This is a genomic window from Henriciella mobilis, assembly GCF_003576285.1.
Lineage (GTDB): Bacteria > Pseudomonadota > Alphaproteobacteria > Caulobacterales > Hyphomonadaceae > Henriciella > Henriciella mobilis.
Window position 1 is genome coordinate 360,045 of record NZ_QWFX01000016.1, and the last position, 17,773, is coordinate 377,817.

Consider the following 17,773-nt stretch of genomic DNA (forward strand, 5'->3'; position numbering starts at 1 on the left):
CCTCAGCGCACGGGGGCGAAGCTGCCCGCCTGGGCCATCGACCATTCGCGCCTCAGCGATGTGCTCTCAGGATCTTCGAGCAGGACGCCCGGCTTGAGCAGCTTGTAGGCGATGTGGCCCGGCTCGGTGATGTCCTCGGTGACCCGGTGCATGATGTGGCGCGGCGTCAACTCGCTCGGGTGGCTGCACCCAGCTGCACCGACCACTTCCATCAGAGCGCGCACCGTATTGCGATGGAAATTGTAGACCCGCTCGGCTTTGTCGGAAACGACAAGCCCGCTCTGACGGGATGGATTGGTCGTCGCAATGCCGGTTGGGCAGGTATTCTTGTGGCAGTTGAGCGACTGGATGCAGCCCAGCGAAAACATGAAACCACGCGCCGTGTTGATCCAGTCGGCACCGAGCGCCATGCTTGCTGCCATGGCGAAGGCCGATATCTGCTTGCCGCTGGCGGCCAGGCGGATCTCGTCCTTGAGGCCGCAGCCGACCAGCGCATTGCGCACCAGCACCAGGCCCTGGCGCAGCGGCGCGCCGATATGGTCCATGAATTCGGCCGGCGCCGCACCGGTGCCCCCCTCGGCGCCATCGACGACGATGAAGTCAGGTTTGATCTCCGTCTCGAGAATGGCCTTGCAGATGGCGAGGACTTCCCAGCGATTGCCGACGCAGAGCTTCATGCCCACCGGCTTGCCACCGGACAGCTCGCGCAGTTCGCCCACCCATTCCATAAGGCCTGTCGGGGTGGAAAAGGCGGTATGGGCGGGTGGGGAAAAACAGGTCTCGCCAATCGGAATGCCGCGTGCCTCCGCAATTTCCGCAGTGACCTTGGAGCCGGGCAGCACGCCGCCATGACCGGGTTTGGCCCCCTGGCTGAGCTTGATCTCGATCATCTTGATCTGGTCGGAGGCGGCTACATCCGCAAAGCGCTCGCGGTCGAAGCCGCCATCCCTTGCGCGGCAGCCGAAATAACCCGAGCCCAGCTCCCAGACGAGGTCGCCGCCGCCGGCGCGATGATACTTGGAAACACCGCCCTCGCCGGTGTCGTGATAGAAGCCGCCTTTTGCCGCGCCCCGATTAAGGGCCTCGATGGCATGGGCGCCGAGCGAGCCGAAGCTCATCGCAGATATGTTAAGCACGCTCGCCGAATAGGGCTTGGCTGTCCCAAGCGCGCCGACCATCACACGCGGGTCTTCGTCCTCATTGTGACGCGCGGCGATCGAGTGCGAGAGCCATTCATAGGGCGGCTTGTCGATATCGAGCTGGCTGCCGAACGGCTCTACCGAAGACACATCCTTGGACCGGCGGTACACCATCGTCCGCTCTTCATGGTTGAACGGTCGGCCTTCGGTCTCGCTCTCGACAATGTAGGACCGCAGGAAGGGCCGCAACTCTTCGGCAATCCACCTTATCCGGGCGAGGATCGGATAGTTGCGCCACAGCGTGTGGCTTGTCTGCAGGAGGTCATAAAGGCCAAGCAGCGAGAGCGCGGCAAAAAAGACGACACCGATCGCGAACCAGGGGCTGATGGCCATGAGCGCGGCGAAGGCGCCGGTCAGCAGAATGACAATGGCGAGCGGCAGGAAGCGGTACATGACGAATCAAACCTCGCTGGATGGCCCGGCGCAACTTAGCCCGGCGCTGCGAGTCTGCAATGCGGCGTGCATGTGAAGCCGGCTCGCTGGCGAGTAATCCGCAGCCCCGATGGAACTGGCGCGTTCTGCACCTGTTGTTACTGTTCCAGACGCGATCTGGTGGCCGTGCGTGCGAAACCGGACCATTCTCATGCGCACGGCTGACGGGCTGGAGCTCCCGAATAGGGCTCCAGCCCGTTTGAAATCATGACATTGCTTCGATGCTAGAAATCGTTCAGCCGCGCGAACCGGTCGCGGTGGAAACTCGCCGACCCCAGCAGCGCTTCCTGCACCCGAGCCCGCTTCATATAGAAGCCGGCATCGTGGTCGTCGGTCATCCCGATACCACCATGCAGCTGCACCGTATCGTTCGACACCAGATGGACCGTCTCACCGGCCCGCGCCTTGGCGAGGCTGGCCAGTTCGGCAAGGTCGTTGCGCTGCTCATCCACTGCCGAAAGCGCTGCTGACACGCAGGACGTCGTCAGTTCGATCTCGGTGAACATCTTCGCCGCTCGATGCTGCAGGGCCTGGAAGGACCCGATCAACTGGCCGAACTGCTTGCGCGTCTGGAGGTACTCGTGGGTCATTTCAAATGCCGCGATTGATGAGCCGAGCATTTCTGCGGCCAACGCAATCCGTCCACGATCCAGCACCGGCTCCAGCAAGTCGTGGCCCTTGTCCGGGGCGCCGAGGACATGGCTGTCATCGACGTGCACGCCATCCAGCGTCAGGTGAGCGGCGCCATGGCTGTCCACCGTCTTCAGCGTCTGGACCGTCAGCCCTTTTGCGTCGCGCGGCACCAGGAACAGCGTCAGGCCGTGCGTATCGCCGGCTTCGCCAAAGGTGCGGGCGACCACGATGAACACGTCTGCGTGATGGCCGTCCTGGACGTATTTCTTCGCTCCGTTCAGCGTGTAGCCCTGCCCGTCGCGTTCCGCTTCAGTGGCAACGCCCGTCGGGTTGTGGTGGGTGCCCTCATCGAGGGCCAGCGCTGTCGTGATCTCACCGGAGGCGATCTTCGGCAGCCATTCCTTTTTCTGCGCCTCGGTGCCACCCAGCAGGATGGCTGATGCGCCGATGCAGGCAGTCTGCAGGAGCGGCGTCGAAGCCAGGGTCCGCCCCTGAGCTTCCATGACCTGGCCAAGCGCGACCATGCCCATGCCGACGCCGTCATACTCTTCCGGGATCAGCACACCGAAAAAGCCAAGCTCGGCGAGCTGGTTTCGCGCGTCGGGGTCGACGCCATTCTTGCCGCTGTCACGCAGGGTCCGCAGGTGTTTCACCGGCAGCTCGTCACGCGTGAAATTCATCGCAGTGTCGCGCAGCATCTCCTGGTCTTCAGTCAGGACAAATGTCATCTCGTATTTCCTCTTTCCTTTGAGGGCGCGCCATCTGTAGGCGCGCGCCGGAACCTTGTTTTGGGCGTCCTACTGGTGATCGCGCAGGCCAAGGACCCGCTTGGCCACGACGTTGAGATTGATCTCGCTCGTGCCGCCCTCGATGGAGTTGCCCTTCGAACGCAGCCATCCACGGGTCGCCATCTTCGCGCCCTTGTCGAAGCCCTCGCCTTCCCAGCCGAGGCCTTCGGTGCCGAGCGCCTCGATCATCAGCTCGAACTTGTCCTGGTTCATCTTCGCCGCGGCATATTTGATGATGGAGGCCGTGTGACCGACTTCCTGACCGGCCTTGGCCTGCTCGCCGGACCGCTTGACCGTCAGATTGAACGCCTTGGCATACATCATGTGGTCGGCGATGCGCCCGCGCAGGTCGCCATCGAGCACCTTGCCATCCTTGTCGGTGCCGACATGGATCTTGGCATACTCTTCCGGGCCCAGCATGCCCGAGCCGCGTGTGGAGCCAAAGCCGCCAGCGGAAATTGAGGAGCGCTCATGCTGCAGCAGGCGTTTGGCGATCTTCCAGCCGCCATTCACCTCGCCGACAAGCTGGTCCTTGGGCACTTTCACATCGTTGAAGAAGGTCTCGCAGAAGGGCGAGGAGCCGGAGATCAGCTTGATCGGACGGGTCTCGACGCCTTCGCTTTCCATGTCGAACAGGATGAAGCTGATGCCTTCATGCTTCTTGGACGTGTCAGTGCGCACCAGGCAGAAAATCCAGTCGGCCTGATCGGCATAGGAGGTCCAGACCTTCTGGCCGTTGATCAGGTAATGGTCGCCCTTGTCCTCGCACTTGGTCTGCAGACCGGCGAGGTCGGAGCCGGCGCCCGGCTCGGAATAGCCCTGGCACCAGCGCGTCCTGCCCATCACGATATCGGGCAGGAAACGTTTCTTCTGCTCTTCATTGCCGAATTCGATGAGGGCCGGGCCAAACATCCAGAGGCCAAAGGAAAAGAGCGGCGGGCGCGCATGGATCCGCGCCATTTCCTGCTCAAGCACCTTGGCCTGGTCGCGCGTCAGGCCGCCACCGCCATATTCCTTGGGCCATGTCGGTGCGGTCCAGCCTTTTTCACCCATCCGCTCCAGCCAGACTTTCGAGTCCGGATTCTTGAACTTTTCCCGGCGCCCGCCCCAGACAACCTCGTCTTCGGTCATCGGCGTTCGCATGGATGGCGGACAGTTTTTCTCAAGCCATTCGCGCACTTCCGCACGGAACGCTTCAAGTTCAGCAGGGCTATCATAGGCCATGTCAATTCTCCTCCGGACAGTCTTGTTTTCGCTTCTGTCGAATTATTAGCGCCCGACGTGTGAAAGCGCCACGATTTCCTCGACGTCACCATGCGACCGGATGTGCAGTCGCCCTAACCGTAGGGGCGTCTACGTTAGTGCCTAGCGCCCACGGCCGAGCAGGCTGTGCTCCGGCCCGGTCTCCAGACCGACGAGGTTTATGCCGTGAACCATGGCGAGGAAGCCCACGAGGACACAGCCGACCATCACGAGGCCCCAGGGCACCTGGTTGGGACGGCCATCCTTGCGCACACCGCCCATCTTCTGGCTTGCGAAAAAGACGCCGCTGCCGGCGGCGACGAAAACGAGGATGGTGACGATAAGGGCGGCCATGCGTCGAGCGTGCGCTCCAGCTCCACTATTCAGGTTGGTGAGGCGTCTTTGCCCAGAAGTACGGCCTGACCGCAAGTCCATATAGCGCGGCAAATGCAGCAAGTGTCTGAAGCGGCCAGTAGAGCGGGCGGGACAAGGTGGCGAGCAGACGTGAAAACCGCCAGCGGCCGGGCGCCAGCACATCGCCAAGCGTGCTGCAGGCCCAGCCAAAACCGAACAGGGCAAAGCTGTAGGGGTCGACGAGGTCACCCGGGAAGGCCAGCGCGACGAGAATGAATACGGTTGTCGGCCCGTATAGCAGCGCGCTCAGTATGGATGCACCGAGCGTCATCTGAAGGCTGATCCAGGCGGACAGTCCTAGTTCCCGCAACAGGCGGAAGGGGTTCCGCATGCAGACCAGCCAAGTCTGGATATAGCCCTTGATCCAACGCGTGCGCTGCTTGAACCAGACCGGCAGGGTTTCCGGCGCAGTTTCAAGCGTTGGCGGCGATATTGTCATCGTCCGCCCGCCGAGCCGCGCAGCCCTCAGGCCAAGATCGGCATCCTCGGTCACGTTCCACGCATCCCAGCCACCAAACGCAATCAGGTCGGCGCGCCGGAAATGGTTGCTTGTCCCGCCCAGCATGATCGGGTGTCCCCAGCCAGCCAGTGCCGGCAGGTAGAGATTGAAGTGAACGGCATATTCGAGCGCCCATTGCGCCGCGACCCAACCGGCTGCGCCATTGGTGGCGGTCAGCGGCGCCTGCAGGCAAAGCACGTCAGCCGGCGCGCTTAGAAAGGTGGCATAGGCAGCCTTGAGCTGGCCGGAATGCGGCCGGTCCTCGGCATCATAGATGGTGACATAGGTCCCGGTCGCGTGCGCCAGACCATAGTTCAGCGCCCTCGGCTTGGTCAGCGGCTTGCCCGGCGGGACCGTCAACACCAATGTGCCGAGCGGAAACGGCGCCTTTAGGGCCGCGTCACGCGTCGCATCATCATCCGCCTCGACCAGGAGGATCACCTCGAGCTTGTCAGCCGGCCAGTCCAGACCGCGCAGGCAGGCGGCGAGCTGGGGCATCATCGCCGCTTCATCCCGCAAGGCGATCAGCACCGAGTAGACGGGCCACTGTACAACCGGGACGTCGCTCGGCAGCCGGGCCGGCTTTTCGCGGAATCGGTGGAAAAGGCCGGCCACGACGAAACAATACCGCCAGAGCACGATCAGGAAGAATCCAAACCAGAACAGGAATCCGAGCGTGTACCCGGCAAGGTCTGGCCGTTCATGGAAAGCCCAACCCGCAAGGACCAGCATCAGAACGAACGACGCGATCTGCTTTAAGCTTGGCACGCTGCGCGCGCTCAGTTTCGGGGAAAGAGCCTTCGATTGCGCCAGCGCAGACAATGGGCCGGGAACACTGTTCCATTCACCCTCATGCCCGCCCTTTTTGGCGCGCCCGCCCGCAATAGCGGGGTCCGGTTCGCCCCTCATGCCCTCACCCATGGCGGAACCTAAGCGCGTTTTTTCTTACATTTCAAGTTGTTCCGAAACGTCTGCAAGGAAAGCGGCAAAGGACTCGCCGCTGTTCCAGGCCGCCTCGACACGCGGTCCGCTGCGCCAGTCCCCGATTGTAGCGATCCGCTTTGCATCATCCCATCCGAAGGGCGAGCGCGCCGCCCGGTCGACTTTGGCGTAAAGCCAGCGATGCGCTGCCGCGAAGACGGGCGCCCCAGCTCCGGTCATCTCCCGGAATTCACCGGCCAGGATATCGATGACCGCGTCTGGCGGAAGACCGACATGCTCGCGGCTCCAGTCTGGCGACGCGTGCAGGACCCAGCTCTCGACGTCGCCGCGGCCAGGCTTGCTGGAATTCCTGGCCATCCAGGAGAGCGCGCCTCCACTCACATTGGCACCATCCCACGATACTGGGATCGCGGCATCATAGGCCAGCATAACCGCCCAGCATGGCGCCGTCACAGCCTGTCCGGCTTCAAGTGCAAGCTCCGGACTAATCTCCTGCAACAAGGCTGCGGCCTGTTCAGCCGGCAAGGCGCTGACGACTGTGTCATAGGGGCCTTCCTGCGAGCCATCTTCGAATATCAGCACTTTCTGGCGACCGGTCATGGTGATGCCGGTGACACGACGCCCCCAATGGACATGCTGGTCAGCTGCGAGCGCCTTGATGACCGCATTCATCGATGGCGTTCCGACAAAGACGGTTTCACGGCTCGGATCGGATGGGCGCACGCCGACCGTCCAGCCTGCCGCGCGTCGGCGGATATCAGCCAGGCCGGGATGCCAGGCGGCCAAGGCGCCAGCATCGCGAAGGGCGACGATTACGGACTGGAAACCGCTCGACCGCGCGGTGAAAAACTGCGCCCCATGGTCCCAGCGTAATTCGCCGAGCGGTGTCTCTGCCCTGCGGGTCGACATCCGCCCGCCCGGTCCGCGCCCCTTGTCGAACAGGGTGACGGGTTCACCGCTTGCCGCCAATGCCCGTGCCGCGCTCAAGCCGGCGATGCCTGCCCCGATAACTGCCGTCGTCATGTGAATTCCCAGACCTAGTTCAGCGCATGGAACTAGAATTCTCATGCAGATGGCAAGCCACCCGGCGCGGCAATTCACCCCGCCGGCTGTGCAAGGAGGGCAAAAGCGATGGCACGGCGCGGACACGGCAGGCCGGCAAGAGGCGTGGGGCGGGCGGGAAAGGGACAGTTACCTGAAAAGACATGCGCCGCCTGCGGACGCCCCTTCGAATGGCGAAAGAAGTGGGAAAAGGTCTGGAATGAGGTGAAATTCTGCTCCGATCGGTGCCGAAAGCGGGGCGATTCTACCCTAAAGACCTGAGATTATCGAAAAACAATAAAAATAGTGCCTTGATTTTATTAGATTTCACCGTTTTTCGGAAAAAAGTTATTGATTTTCGATAATTCCTATCCTAACTCTTCTTCATCGGCGGCAACGAAACAACAAATCGCCGACACAAAGAAAGAAGCCAAACCAACCGGCATAAAGACCGGAAGATTGCAACGAAGGAGAATACTAGATGTACCCGCTCGCCTCCCAGAGCTCCGCCGCTTCGGCCCACCCCGTTGAAGCGTCGTCCATGGCCCAGACCGTCCCGACCATCTCCCCCAAGGTCGAGTTCGCGGCCAACGACAACTCGGCAGCCTGGAAACCCAGCCTGCTGGTCCAGCGCCGCCGCAGGCTCAATCGCCGCGCGGTACGCTAGTCAAAGTCGGGGACCTGGCACGGAATACTCCTTGCGCCGCTCCTGCCAGTACCCGTTTCGAACCGCCCTGCCCCGCCTGGCAGGGCGGTTTTTGATTCAGGCGAGGTTTTTCGGTTTGACGAAATCGACCAGCTTGAACAGGACCGGCACATAAGGCCCGTCATCTTCCTGTTCGAAAAAGGCGGCCGCCGAGGTTGGCAGCTTCGCCGCAAGCTTCATCGCCGCGCGGTGGTTTTCGCTGCCGGCCTGGCGAAGGATCGATCCTGACAGCTCATGTAGCCCCGGATTGTGGCCGATCACGATCAGTGTCGAAGCCTCCGGCGCATGTTTCGAAATCAGCTTTTCTATGGCCGGAATGCCCGCCAGGTAGAGGTCGTCGGAGAGGATCTTGCGGCACTGGGGAAAGGCCAGCGCCAGATGCTGCCATGTCTCGCGCGTGCGCCGGGCGCTCGACACCAGCGCAAGGTCTGGAATCCAGCCTTCCTGCTGTAACGCCACACCCATGGCTTCTGCATCCCCATGTCCACGGGGTGTCAGGATGCGGTCACGGTCTTCAACGCCTTCATTCCAGGGTTCGGTTTTTGCGTGGCGCATCAGGATAAGGCGTTTCATACGCGGGCGGCTGCCTTTCGAAGCTTAGTAAAATTAAACACCGGAATCAGCACGCAAAGCTTGTTGCCCCGCCACCTCCGGACCATCTTCCGCGGCAAGATAAAGCAATTACTGGAGAATTCCATGAGCCTGCTGCTTGGCGACATCGCCCCTGACTTTGAAGCCGAAACCACCGAAGGCAAGATAAAATTCCATGACTGGATCGGCGACGACTGGGTTATCTTCTTCTCGCACCCCGCCGACTTCACGCCTGTCTGCACGACCGAGCTGGGCTATACGGCGAAACTCAAGGACAAGCTGGCCGCGCGCGGCACGAAGGCCATCGTGATTTCCGCCGACAGTCTCGAAGATCACAAGGCATGGATTGGCGACATCGAGGAAACGCAAGGGTGCACCGTCGACTTCCCGATCATTGCCGATCCCGACAAGAAAGTCGCAACGCTTTACAACATGATCCACCCGAATGCCGACCCGAAGGTCACGGTCCGGGCGGTCTATGTCATTGACCCGAACAAGAAGATCCGGGCCTCGATCATCTACCCGCCGAGTGCGGGCCGGAACTTCGATGAAATCCTGCGTCTTCTCGACTCGCTGCAGCTGACCGACGGCTACAAGGTCGCAACGCCTGTGAACTGGCAGCAGGGCGAGGATGTGATCATCGTTCCGAGCGTGTCCAATGAAGACGCCGACAAGCTCTTCCCGAAGGGCTACAAGACTATCAAGCCTTACCTGCGGACCACGCCGCAGCCCAACAAATAGGCATCGGCTCCTACAACAAGAAAGCCGCACCGGTCCGGACCGGTGCGGCTTTTTTATTGCGTCACGCCAAAGGCGCCGGGTCAGGCGACAGGATGTTTCACCCGGCCGTTTACCAGGTCGGAATAGTCCGTCACCAGGGCCTCGGTCACCGCGCCCGGCTTGTACTCGACTTCACCGATGGAGCGGACCGGCGTGATCTCAGCGGCGCTGCCCGTGATGAAGCATTCCGAGAAGGTAGGCAGCTCTTCCGGCAGGATGGTCCGTTCGACAATCTCGATGTTGCGGGCCTCGGCCAGCTTGATCGCCGTCTGGCGGGTGATGCCGTTCAGGAAGCAGTCGGGTGTCGGCGTGTGCAGCGCGCCGTCACGCAGGAAGAAGATGTTCGCGCCGGTCGCCTCGGCCACATGGCCGCGCCAGTCGAGCATCAGCGCATCAGCAAAGCCTTCACGCTCGGCGGCGTGCTTGGACAGGGTGCAGATCATGTAGAGACCCGCGGCCTTGGCTTCGCATGGCGCGGTTTTCGGATCGGGCCGGCGCCATTTTGCGTGGGTGAGCGCGATGCCTTTCATCTTGTCGGCAAAATAGTCGCCCCAGGCCCAGACAGCGACGGCCAGGTGGATCGTATTGTTCTGCGCAGAGACGCCCATCATCTCGCTGCCGCGCCAGGAAAAGGCGCGCACATAGGCATTCTCCAGGCCGGATTTGGCCAGCGCTTCCTTCTTGACGTCTTCCAGCTCATCGACCGTTCCTGGCACCTTGAAGTCCAGGATTTCACCGGAACGGTGGAGCCGCTGCGAGTGCCGGCGCGATTCGAAGATCTTGCCGCCATAGGCGCGCTCGCCTTCGAAGACGCTGGACGCGTAGTGGAGCCCATGTGTCAGGACGTGAATGTTCGCCTCGCGCCACGGGACAAACTCACCATCCATCCAGATGTATCCGTCGCGATCATGATACGGGATGGAAGTCATTTTTTTAGTCCTTGCTTGAACTTCTACAGGAAAACCGCTCCATTCTCAGATTGTGGCATCCGAAGTCAACCAGAAGCCGGGCGAAACGGGGCGGGTAGATCCGCGGCTCTTCCTCAGGGAGGAGGAGCTCGACAATGGTATTGCGCTTTTGCTTGCAAGCGAACGCATAATATCAGCGGCCCTTCGACGCAATCAGGAGCGTATCGGGCTCAACATGCCGGCGCTCCGCCTGATGGTGACGATTCGCTTCCAGCCCGGACTGACAGTCTCTGAATTGCGCGACGCGACCGGTGCAACGACTCCGACACTGGCGCGCCTGCTCGGCGAGCTCGACAAGCGCCAGCTGATCCACAAGAAGACGGGCGGGCGCGATGCCAGACGGCGGCGCCTGTCCCTCTCGGAAGAAGGCAACAAGCTCATCGGACCCCTGATCCTGGACCTGCGCTCGGCCATGCGTGAGGCCTATCGCGAGGCGGGCGCGAGCGCCGTCGCCGGCACACGATCGGTGCTTGAGGCGCTGACGCGATGAGTGAGCCGCCGCACATCCTGGTCGTCGATGACGATGACCGCATCCGCTCGCTGCTGAAGCAGTATCTTGAAAAGCTGGACTACCGCGTCACGACGGCGGCGCAGCCGGCCAGCGCTCGCAAGCTGCTCGCAACGCTCGATTTCGACCTCGCGGTCTTCGACATCATGATGCCGGGTGAGACCGGCCTCGACCTGCTGCGTTCGATCCGCAGCGACGGGCGGAAGACGCCGGTCCTCCTGCTGACTGCGCGCGGCGATACCTCCGACCGAATCGAGGGCCTGAAGGCTGGCGCCGATGACTACCTGGCCAAGCCTTTCGAGCCTGAGGAACTGTCCCTGCGCGTCGGCGCCATCTTGCGGCGCACCCATGTCGAGCCGGCGCCGGAGGAGATCGAGATGTCGGGCATGATGTTCAACGCCAAGCGCGGCGAGCTCACGGAAGGTGACCGGCGGATCAAGCTCACCGAAGCCGAGCTTCAGTTGCTGACCATGCTGGCCGCGCATGCCGGCGAACCGGTCAGCCGCGAGGAGCTGGCCTCACGGTCGCCCGGAAGTACCGAACGCTCCATCGATGTCCAGGTGACGCGCCTGCGCCGCAAGATCGAGCCGGACCCGAAAATGCCGCTGCACATCCAGACCGTGCGTGGTATCGGCTACCGGCTGATGCCCGACTGACGACAGGATCGATGTCCAAACGCTTTCCTCTTCGCCTGAGAGACATCACGCCGCGCGGGCTCTATCCGAGGTCGGTTCTGATGGTCGTCCTGCCGGTCATCCTGCTGCTGACGGCCGTGACCTATATCTTCTATGACAGCCACTGGCGCCACACCTCGCGCAAGCTCAGCCAGACCATATCCAGCGAGATCGAATTCATGATCGCGCTGCGCCACCAATATCCCGATGAATTCGACTCGATCCGTGAAGACGCCCGCAGGGCGATGCAGATGGACGTGACCGTCCTTGAGGATACGCAGCTGCCGACCGAGCAAAAGCAGCTCTTCTTCACGGCCCTGGATGACATTCTAAGCCGTGAACTCGACGTCTCGCTGGAGCAGCCCTACTGGTTCGACATTTCCGGTTATGGTGCGACGGTGGAAATCCAGGTTCAGGACGGGCCGGACGTGCTCCGGATCATGGCCGAGCGTGACCGGACCTTCTCGACCACCGGACATATCTTCATCGTCTGGGTAATCGGCGCGACCGGCATTCTCATTGCGCTCGCCCTCGGCTTCCTGCGCAATCAGGTCCGCTCCATCCTGAAGCTCACCGAGGCGGCAAAATCCTATGGGCGCGGGCGGGACGTGGAAAACTTCCGCCCGGCTGGCGCGACCGAAATCCGCGATGCGGCCCGCGCCGTCATGGATATGCGCACCCGGCTGACCACTTTCGCCGAAGAACGCACCACCATGCTCGCCGGGATCAGCCATGATCTGCGCACGCCGCTGACGCGCCTGAAACTCCAGCTTGCCATGATGGAGGACAGCGAGGACATCCGCGCCGCCAAGGCTGACCTCACCGAGATGTCGGCCATGCTGGAGGAATATCTCGCCTTCGCCAGCGGCAAGGAGGGCGAACAGCCCGAAACGCTGCGCTTTGACACGCTCGTCAGGGATGTCGCCAGCGGGCTTGAGGGCGAGATCACGCTTCGGCGGATGGACTCTGTCGAGATCATCGCGCGGCCGGGCTCGGTCCGCCGGGCCGTGTCGAACCTGTTGTCCAATGCGCTCGGTTTCGGCACGCATGTGGAGGTCGACGTCATCGACGGCCCGCACATGGCCGAACTGGTGGTCGATGATGACGGCCCGGGCATCCCGACAGAACAGCGCGAGGAAGCCTTCAAACCCTTCCACCGGCTCGACGCGTCCCGCAGCCAGAATGTGCCCGGCACCGGCCTCGGCCTTTCCATCGCTCGCGACACGGCCCGCCAGCATGGCGGCGACATCCGGCTTGAAGACAGCCCGCTGGGCGGCTTGCGGGTAAGGCTCCGGCTGCCGCGCTAGAAACCGACGGGCGCTGGCAGATCAGGGGCGCTGAGACAGATGACCTTGAACCGGCTGCCCATTTCCGCCGGGTCGACCAGCCGGCTGACACCTGCATGGATCGCCTCGGCCTTGTCCGGATTGGCCCGGATCAGCGCCTGCATACGTGCCTCAGCGCCCAGCGACAGGAGGAACGGCCCCTGCGCGACCGGCCCGCTGACATGCAAGCCGGCCGCCCCGGCCAGCCGCGACAGGCGCGCGAAATCGACATCGACAGTCAGATCGCTCTCACCCGGCATGGCGAGCGGATCGACTTGCCGGCCGTCCTTGAAGGCACGCAGCGTATCGCCGGGCGCGCCCTGCACCGTGCCGTAGTCGATGAAGAGCGCCCGTCCGGGCGCGCTGGCGAAGGCTTCGCGCAGGACATCGACCAGCGTGTCCAGTGCCGGCTGCATATCCACCTGAACATGCGCTGCGCCGGGCACGCTGTCGGCGGGGGCGGCGTCCGCGGCAAGGCCAAAGGCGAGCTCGCCCGCCTCGTCGAGGCCGACAACCTGCTCGTGCCAGCGTTCACCCTTGGCGAGGAACTGACGGGCTGGCAGGCAGTCCAGCCACTCATTCGCGAGGAGGATAAAGGGCGCATCGCCAAGCGTGTCGAAGCCGCCGAGAAAGTCCGGGTGGAAGGCCGCCAGCGCATTTGTCTGCCGCGCAGCATGGACGGGGCTCGCCTCATTCATCGCCAGCGTGAACGCTTCGCCGCCGCCCGCGGCGCGGATGGCGCGCATCATGTCGGCCATCATCGTGCCACGCCCGCCGCCGACTTCGACAAGCCGCGCCGGGGCCGGGCTGCCCATGGCCTGCCACTCATACAGCGCCCAGAGGCCGAGCAATTCACCAAAGACCTGGCTGATTTCAGGGGCAGTAATGAAATCCCGGCCGATACCGGGCCGGGTCGCGTAATAGCCGTGCCGGGGATCATGCAGGCAGGCATTCATATAAGCCGAGACAGGCAGCGGCCCGCCCGCCTGAATAAGGGCCTTCAGCTCGTCCTTGAGGCTCAAGCCGAGACCTGTACCGGCGGTTTGCGCAGCGCATTCCAGACGAGGAAGGCCCCGCCAATCCACATCGGCAGCGACAGGAGCTGGCCCATGGTCAGCCAGTCCGGCATCACGCCCCAGGTAAAGCTGTCGGGCTCACGGAACTGTTCGGAGATCGACCGCCCGACGCCGTAGAACAGCAGGAACAGGCCTGCCGCCAGGCCCGGCCGTTTCAAAAGTCCGAAGCGCCAGACCAGGATCGAGATGATGATCGCCGGGACGAGGCCCTCCAACGTGGCCTCGTAGAGCTGGCTCGGATGGCGCGCGACCTCATTGCCGGTATAGACCCACTCATGGGTCTGCCAGTTATAGGCCGACGGCGTGCCGCCCGCCCGGCCTTCGGGAAAGACCATGCCGATTGGCGCGTCGGTCGGCCGGCCATAAAGCTCGGCATTGATGAAGTTCGCGCACCGCCCCAGGAACAGGCCGATGGGCGTTACGACCCCGGCGATGTCGGCAATCGGCATCAGTTTTATGCCGCGCTGTTTCGCAATGATCAGGATGGCGATGGTTACACCCAGCAGGCCGCCATGGAAGGACATGCCGCCTTCCCAGATGCGCAGAAGGCTCATCGGGTCGCGCTGGACAACGTCGAACTGGAAAGGCAGCTGGTAGAACAGGATATAGCCGACCCGTCCGCCAAGGATCACGCCGAGCGTCGCATAGAACAGCAGGTCGTCGATATCGTCTTTTGTCGCCGGACTCTTGCCGCCCCAAAGCGCCGGGCGCCGGACGAGGGCCAGCGCATAGCGCCAGCCGATGACGAGGCCGGCAATATAGGCCAGCGCGTACCAGCGGATCGGGAACTTGCCGAGCCCGAGAAAGCCGAGATCGATCTCGATCAGCGCCGGGCTGAAGCCGGGAAAACTCAGAGCGGCGGTTGTCAGTTCGTGCATGCGGCGTCTTTCCCCTGTCTGCCACCCGTCCTATCTGCTAGGCATTCCGGGTAAACAGTCCCTCTCAACGCGGCAAGGAGTAACCGCATGGCGAGCTCGAATCCACTACTCGATGATCTTGCAGGCCTGATGACAGGCGCCATGGGCGCGGCCCGCGCCGCCGGTGACGAAGCGCGCACCGCCATGCAGGCGCGTGTACGCTCCATGGTCGCTGACATGGATCTTGCCGAACGCGACGAGGTCGAGGCACTGAAAGCCATTGCCGTGAAGGCGCTGGAGCAGGTCGAAGAGCTCGAAAAGCGCGTCGCGGCGCTGGAGAAAAAGAAGGGCTAGGCCCTCTGTCGCCTAATCGGCAAAGCTCATCGTTTTCACGAGGGCGAAGACCTCCATACCCTCCGTAAGCGCAAGCTCTGCCAGCGATGCCCGTGTGATCCGCGCCCTGAGCTGACCTTTGCCAATGGTGACGACGATATCGGCATAGGGGCGGCTGGCATTCTTCTCGATTGCCTTGATCTGCCCCGGCAGGATATTGCGGATGCTGATCCCTTCGGGCCGCGCCGTCGCCAGGGCGACATCGCTCGCATCCACGAAAAGACGCACCGTACGCCCCGTCTCAAGACGCTCATCCAGCGGGAGGCTGAGCGGGGTGCCGGCAAGGTCGAGCTGGGTGACGCCAAGCGCGGCATCATGCCCGGTAACGGTCGCTTCGATCAGGCTGCCGGTCGTGCCGTCGGCGAGAAGAGGGCCGAGATCCAGCGTCTGGAGAACATCGCCAAGCGCCCCGTGCGCGGCGACCCGGCCGCCATCGAGGACAAGGATCCGGTTCGCCAATGCCGTCACTTCCTCGATGTCGTGACTGACGAAAAGCGCGGGAATGCCGAACCGCGCGGGCACATCGCGAAGGTAGGGCATGATCTCGCGCTTGGCCGCCCGGTCGAGCCCGGTGAGCGGCTCGTCCAGCAGGAGGAGACGCGGACGCGCCAGCAGGGTCCGGGCCAGCGCGACCCGCTGGCGTTCACCACCCGATAGCCCGCCAATATTGCGCGATAGCAGGTCTGACAGCCCCGTCGCGGCGACCACATCCTCAAAGGCGATGGCATCGCCCTGATGCCCGCTGCGCTTGTCGGCGAAGGCGAGATTACCCGCTACGGAAAGGTGGCCGAACAGACGCGCATCCTGGAAAAGATAACCTGCCCCGCGCCGATGCGGCTTCATGGACTGGCGCGTGTCGGTGTCGAACCAGACATCGTCACCAAAGACGATCCGCCCCTGCGCTGGACGGTCCAGCCCGGCAATCGCGCGCAGGAGGCTTGTCTTGCCGCTGCCGCTGCGCCCGAAAACGGCCGTGACCCCGTCGAGCGCGATCGTCTCGTCGAGACGCAGGCGGAAATCGCCCCGCTCCAGCAGGAGGCTGAGCGTCAGGGAATTAGCCGGTCCGGACACGCCAGCTCCTGTTCAGGACATAGACGGCGATCAGCACCAGGAAGGCAAAGACCAGCATGCCTGCCGACAGCCAGTGCGCCTCGGCATAGCTCTGCTCCTCGACATGTTCGAAAATGGCGATGGAGACGACGCGTGTGCGCTCGGGAATGTTGCCACCGATCATCAGCACGACGCCGAACTCACCGATCGTGTGCGCGAAAGTCAGCACGCAAGCCGTGATGAGCCCGCGCATGGACTGCGGCAGCACCACGTTGCAGAAGGCATCCAGTTTCGAGGCCCGTAGCATGGCAGCCGCTTCGACGGGGCCCTTTCCGACATTCTCAAAGGCGGACTGGAGCGGCTGCACCATGAAAGGCAGCGAATAGACAATCGAGCCGACAACGAGGCCCGCAAAGGAGAAAGTCAGCGTGTCACCGGTCATCGACACCCAGAAGGCCCCGATGGGCGCCTGCGGGTTGAGCGCGATGAGGAGGTAGAAGCCGATCACGGTCGGCGGCAGGACAAGCGGCAGGGCCGTCACCGCCTCGGCCACCGGCTTGAAGACAGACCGGGTCGTCGCCAGCCACCACGCTAGCGGCAGGGCCAGCACCAGCAGAAGAACCGTGGTCACGGCGGCAAGCTGCAGGCTGAGAAGGACGGGGCCGAGATCAGGCATGGCGGTCAGTCCGTCTCATAGCCGAATTGCGCGATGGTTGCGCGCCCCTTCTCGCTCCTGAGATAGGCAAGGAAGGCGCGAGCCGCTTCATTCGAACTTGCCCGCTCCAGCAGGACCGCATCCTGACGGATCGGGCTGTAGAGGTCCGATGGCACCTGCCAGAACGACCCGCCGGCATTGTCCGCGAGCTGCACCGTCTGCGACAGGGCAACCAGCCCCAGCTCGGCATTGCCGCTGGAGACCATCGCGAAAGCCTGGCCGACCGTCTGGCCGCGCACCAGCTTGCCGGCGAGCGCATCAGACAGGCCGAGACCGGTAAGCACCTCCATGGCGGCCGTGCCATAGGGGGCCAGATGCGGGTTCGCGATGGCCAGCCTTCGGAAGGCGCCCGACCGAAGAACGGCCTCGCCCGAGACGCAGCTCAGCAAGGCCTCATCGGCGCTCCACAGGACCAGTTTGCCGGTCGCGTAGGTAAACAGGCTGTCGGCACCTGCCAGCCCATCCTCGACCAGCATTTGCGGGCGGCGCCGGTCGGCTGACAGCATGACGTCATAGGGCGCACCGTTCTGGATCTGGGCGTAGAGCTGCCCTGTCGCGCCAGCGGCCAGCGAAATTTCATAGCCCGACTCCGCTTCGAAATCGGCCTCCAGGCGCATGGCTGCTTCGCGGAAATTGGTGGCCACGGCAATGAGCGCGTCGCCGGAGGGGCGCCCGTCATGACAGGCTGCCATGCCAGCCAAAAGCAGGAGCGCAAGACTGCGCAGGATTTTCCCGGCCATGACGTCGCCTAGCACCCTGATTTTGCAACGGCAACTACGGGCCTTGCGCATTCGCGCCGATACGAAGGCTGCGGTTATGGATTGAAGACTGGCCCGATGCATGCAAAGCGGGTCTGGGGGCTTCCACAACCCATAGGAGAAGGCCGGTTGCAGCCGCACCGCCTCGTGTTACCGTCCCCTCTAATGGCGCTGTCGCCATG

20 protein-coding genes are annotated in these 17,773 nt (G+C 63.1%); 7 read left to right on the forward strand and 13 right to left on the reverse strand.

The window, feature by feature from the left end:
* Positions 1-2: 2 nt before the first annotated feature.
* The 6 genes from D1223_RS17120 to D1223_RS17145 form a co-directional block, all read right to left on the reverse strand.
* On the reverse strand, positions 3-1,592 hold the full coding sequence (locus D1223_RS17120) for an FMN-binding glutamate synthase family protein (RefSeq protein ID WP_119377565.1): 1,590 nt from the start codon (positions 1,590-1,592) through the stop codon (positions 3-5).
* 263 nt (positions 1,593-1,855) lie between these two features.
* Positions 1,856-2,992, reverse strand: a complete 1,137-nt coding sequence (locus D1223_RS17125) for an acyl-CoA dehydrogenase family protein (protein ID WP_119377566.1) — start codon at positions 2,990-2,992, stop codon at positions 1,856-1,858.
* Between the two features lie 69 nt (positions 2,993-3,061).
* Complete coding sequence (locus D1223_RS17130; protein WP_119377567.1) at positions 3,062-4,276, reverse strand: acyl-CoA dehydrogenase family protein; 1,215 nt, start codon at positions 4,274-4,276, stop codon at positions 3,062-3,064.
* A gap of 141 nt (positions 4,277-4,417) precedes the next feature.
* Positions 4,418-4,648 (reverse strand): hypothetical protein, encoded by a 231-nt coding sequence (locus D1223_RS17135; protein ID WP_119377568.1) that lies wholly within the window; start codon positions 4,646-4,648, stop codon positions 4,418-4,420.
* 25 nt (positions 4,649-4,673) lie between these two features.
* A complete protein-coding gene (locus tag D1223_RS17140; protein ID WP_158588525.1) occupies positions 4,674-6,116 on the reverse strand; it encodes a glycosyltransferase in 1,443 nt (480 codons plus the stop codon).
* A gap of 36 nt (positions 6,117-6,152) precedes the next feature.
* Positions 6,153-7,172 carry an NAD(P)/FAD-dependent oxidoreductase gene (locus tag D1223_RS17145; protein ID WP_158588526.1) on the reverse strand — a complete coding sequence of 340 codons (1,020 nt, stop codon included), beginning with the start codon at positions 7,170-7,172 and terminating at the stop codon, positions 6,153-6,155.
* Positions 7,173-7,316: 144 nt separating this feature from the next.
* Here D1223_RS17145 and D1223_RS17150 point away from each other — a divergent pair, with 144 nt between their 5' ends.
* Together D1223_RS17150 and D1223_RS17155 are read left to right on the forward strand one after the other, a co-directional pair.
* Complete coding sequence (locus D1223_RS17150) at positions 7,317-7,472, forward strand: DUF2256 domain-containing protein (RefSeq protein WP_407647009.1); 156 nt, start codon at positions 7,317-7,319, stop codon at positions 7,470-7,472.
* 199 nt (positions 7,473-7,671) lie between these two features.
* Entirely contained in the window at positions 7,672-7,857 is a 186-nt protein-coding gene (locus D1223_RS17155; RefSeq protein ID WP_119377572.1) for a hypothetical protein, read from the forward strand.
* A 96-nt stretch (positions 7,858-7,953) separates the two neighbouring features.
* Here D1223_RS17155 and D1223_RS17160 read toward each other — a convergent pair whose 3' ends face one another.
* The gene (locus tag D1223_RS17160) at positions 7,954-8,469 is read right to left on the reverse strand and encodes a SixA phosphatase family protein (protein ID WP_119377573.1); all 516 of its coding nucleotides are present in this window, start codon (positions 8,467-8,469) and stop codon (positions 7,954-7,956) included.
* A gap of 123 nt (positions 8,470-8,592) precedes the next feature.
* On the opposite strand from D1223_RS17160, the gene D1223_RS17165 reads away from it, so the two are divergent.
* A complete protein-coding gene (locus tag D1223_RS17165; protein ID WP_119377574.1) occupies positions 8,593-9,228 on the forward strand; it encodes a peroxiredoxin in 636 nt (211 codons plus the stop codon).
* Between the two features lie 80 nt (positions 9,229-9,308).
* Here D1223_RS17165 and D1223_RS17170 read toward each other — a convergent pair whose 3' ends face one another.
* Positions 9,309-10,196 (reverse strand): branched-chain amino acid aminotransferase, encoded by an 888-nt coding sequence (locus D1223_RS17170; RefSeq protein ID WP_119377575.1) that lies wholly within the window; start codon positions 10,194-10,196, stop codon positions 9,309-9,311.
* 52 nt (positions 10,197-10,248) lie between these two features.
* On the opposite strand from D1223_RS17170, the gene D1223_RS17175 reads away from it, so the two are divergent.
* The 3 genes from D1223_RS17175 to D1223_RS17185 are packed head-to-tail and all read left to right on the forward strand — an operon-like array spanning position 10,249 to position 12,724.
* Complete coding sequence (locus D1223_RS17175) at positions 10,249-10,725, forward strand: MarR family winged helix-turn-helix transcriptional regulator (RefSeq protein WP_119377576.1); 477 nt, start codon at positions 10,249-10,251, stop codon at positions 10,723-10,725.
* The gene (locus D1223_RS17180) at positions 10,722-11,399 is read left to right on the forward strand and encodes a response regulator (protein WP_119377577.1); all 678 of its coding nucleotides are present in this window, start codon (positions 10,722-10,724) and stop codon (positions 11,397-11,399) included. Before D1223_RS17175 ends, D1223_RS17180 begins: the two co-directional genes overlap by 4 nt.
* Positions 11,400-11,410: 11 nt before the next feature.
* Positions 11,411-12,724, forward strand: a complete 1,314-nt coding sequence (locus D1223_RS17185; protein ID WP_119377578.1) for an ATP-binding protein — start codon at positions 11,411-11,413, stop codon at positions 12,722-12,724.
* Here the strand turns inward: D1223_RS17185 and D1223_RS17190 are convergent.
* Both D1223_RS17190 and lgt read right to left on the reverse strand, forming a co-directional pair.
* Positions 12,721-13,764 (reverse strand): class I SAM-dependent methyltransferase, encoded by a 1,044-nt coding sequence (locus tag D1223_RS17190; RefSeq protein ID WP_233353223.1) that lies wholly within the window; start codon positions 13,762-13,764, stop codon positions 12,721-12,723. The genes D1223_RS17185 and D1223_RS17190 overlap by 4 nt on opposite strands.
* Entirely contained in the window at positions 13,761-14,696 is a 936-nt protein-coding gene (lgt, locus tag D1223_RS17195; protein WP_119377579.1) for a prolipoprotein diacylglyceryl transferase, read from the reverse strand. The genes D1223_RS17190 and lgt overlap by 4 nt, the downstream gene beginning before the upstream one ends.
* 87 nt (positions 14,697-14,783) lie before the next feature.
* Here lgt and D1223_RS17200 point away from each other — a divergent pair, with 87 nt between their 5' ends.
* A complete protein-coding gene (locus tag D1223_RS17200) occupies positions 14,784-15,029 on the forward strand; it encodes an accessory factor UbiK family protein (protein WP_119377580.1) in 246 nt (81 codons plus the stop codon).
* Positions 15,030-15,041: 12 nt separating this feature from the next.
* Here the strand turns inward: D1223_RS17200 and modC are convergent, their stop codons facing one another.
* Genes modC through modA form a run of 3 tightly spaced genes read right to left on the reverse strand, consistent with a single transcriptional unit; the run spans position 15,042 to position 17,573 of the window.
* Positions 15,042-16,139 carry a molybdenum ABC transporter ATP-binding protein gene (gene modC, locus D1223_RS17205; RefSeq protein WP_119377581.1) on the reverse strand — a complete coding sequence of 366 codons (1,098 nt, stop codon included), beginning with the start codon at positions 16,137-16,139 and terminating at the stop codon, positions 15,042-15,044.
* The gene (gene modB / locus D1223_RS17210) at positions 16,123-16,794 is read right to left on the reverse strand and encodes a molybdate ABC transporter permease subunit (protein ID WP_119377582.1); all 672 of its coding nucleotides are present in this window, start codon (positions 16,792-16,794) and stop codon (positions 16,123-16,125) included. The genes modC and modB overlap by 17 nt, the downstream gene beginning before the upstream one ends.
* A 5-nt stretch (positions 16,795-16,799) precedes the next feature.
* On the reverse strand, positions 16,800-17,573 hold the full coding sequence (gene modA, locus D1223_RS17215) for a molybdate ABC transporter substrate-binding protein (protein WP_119377583.1): 774 nt from the start codon (positions 17,571-17,573) through the stop codon (positions 16,800-16,802).
* Positions 17,574-17,773 lie beyond the last annotated feature (200 nt).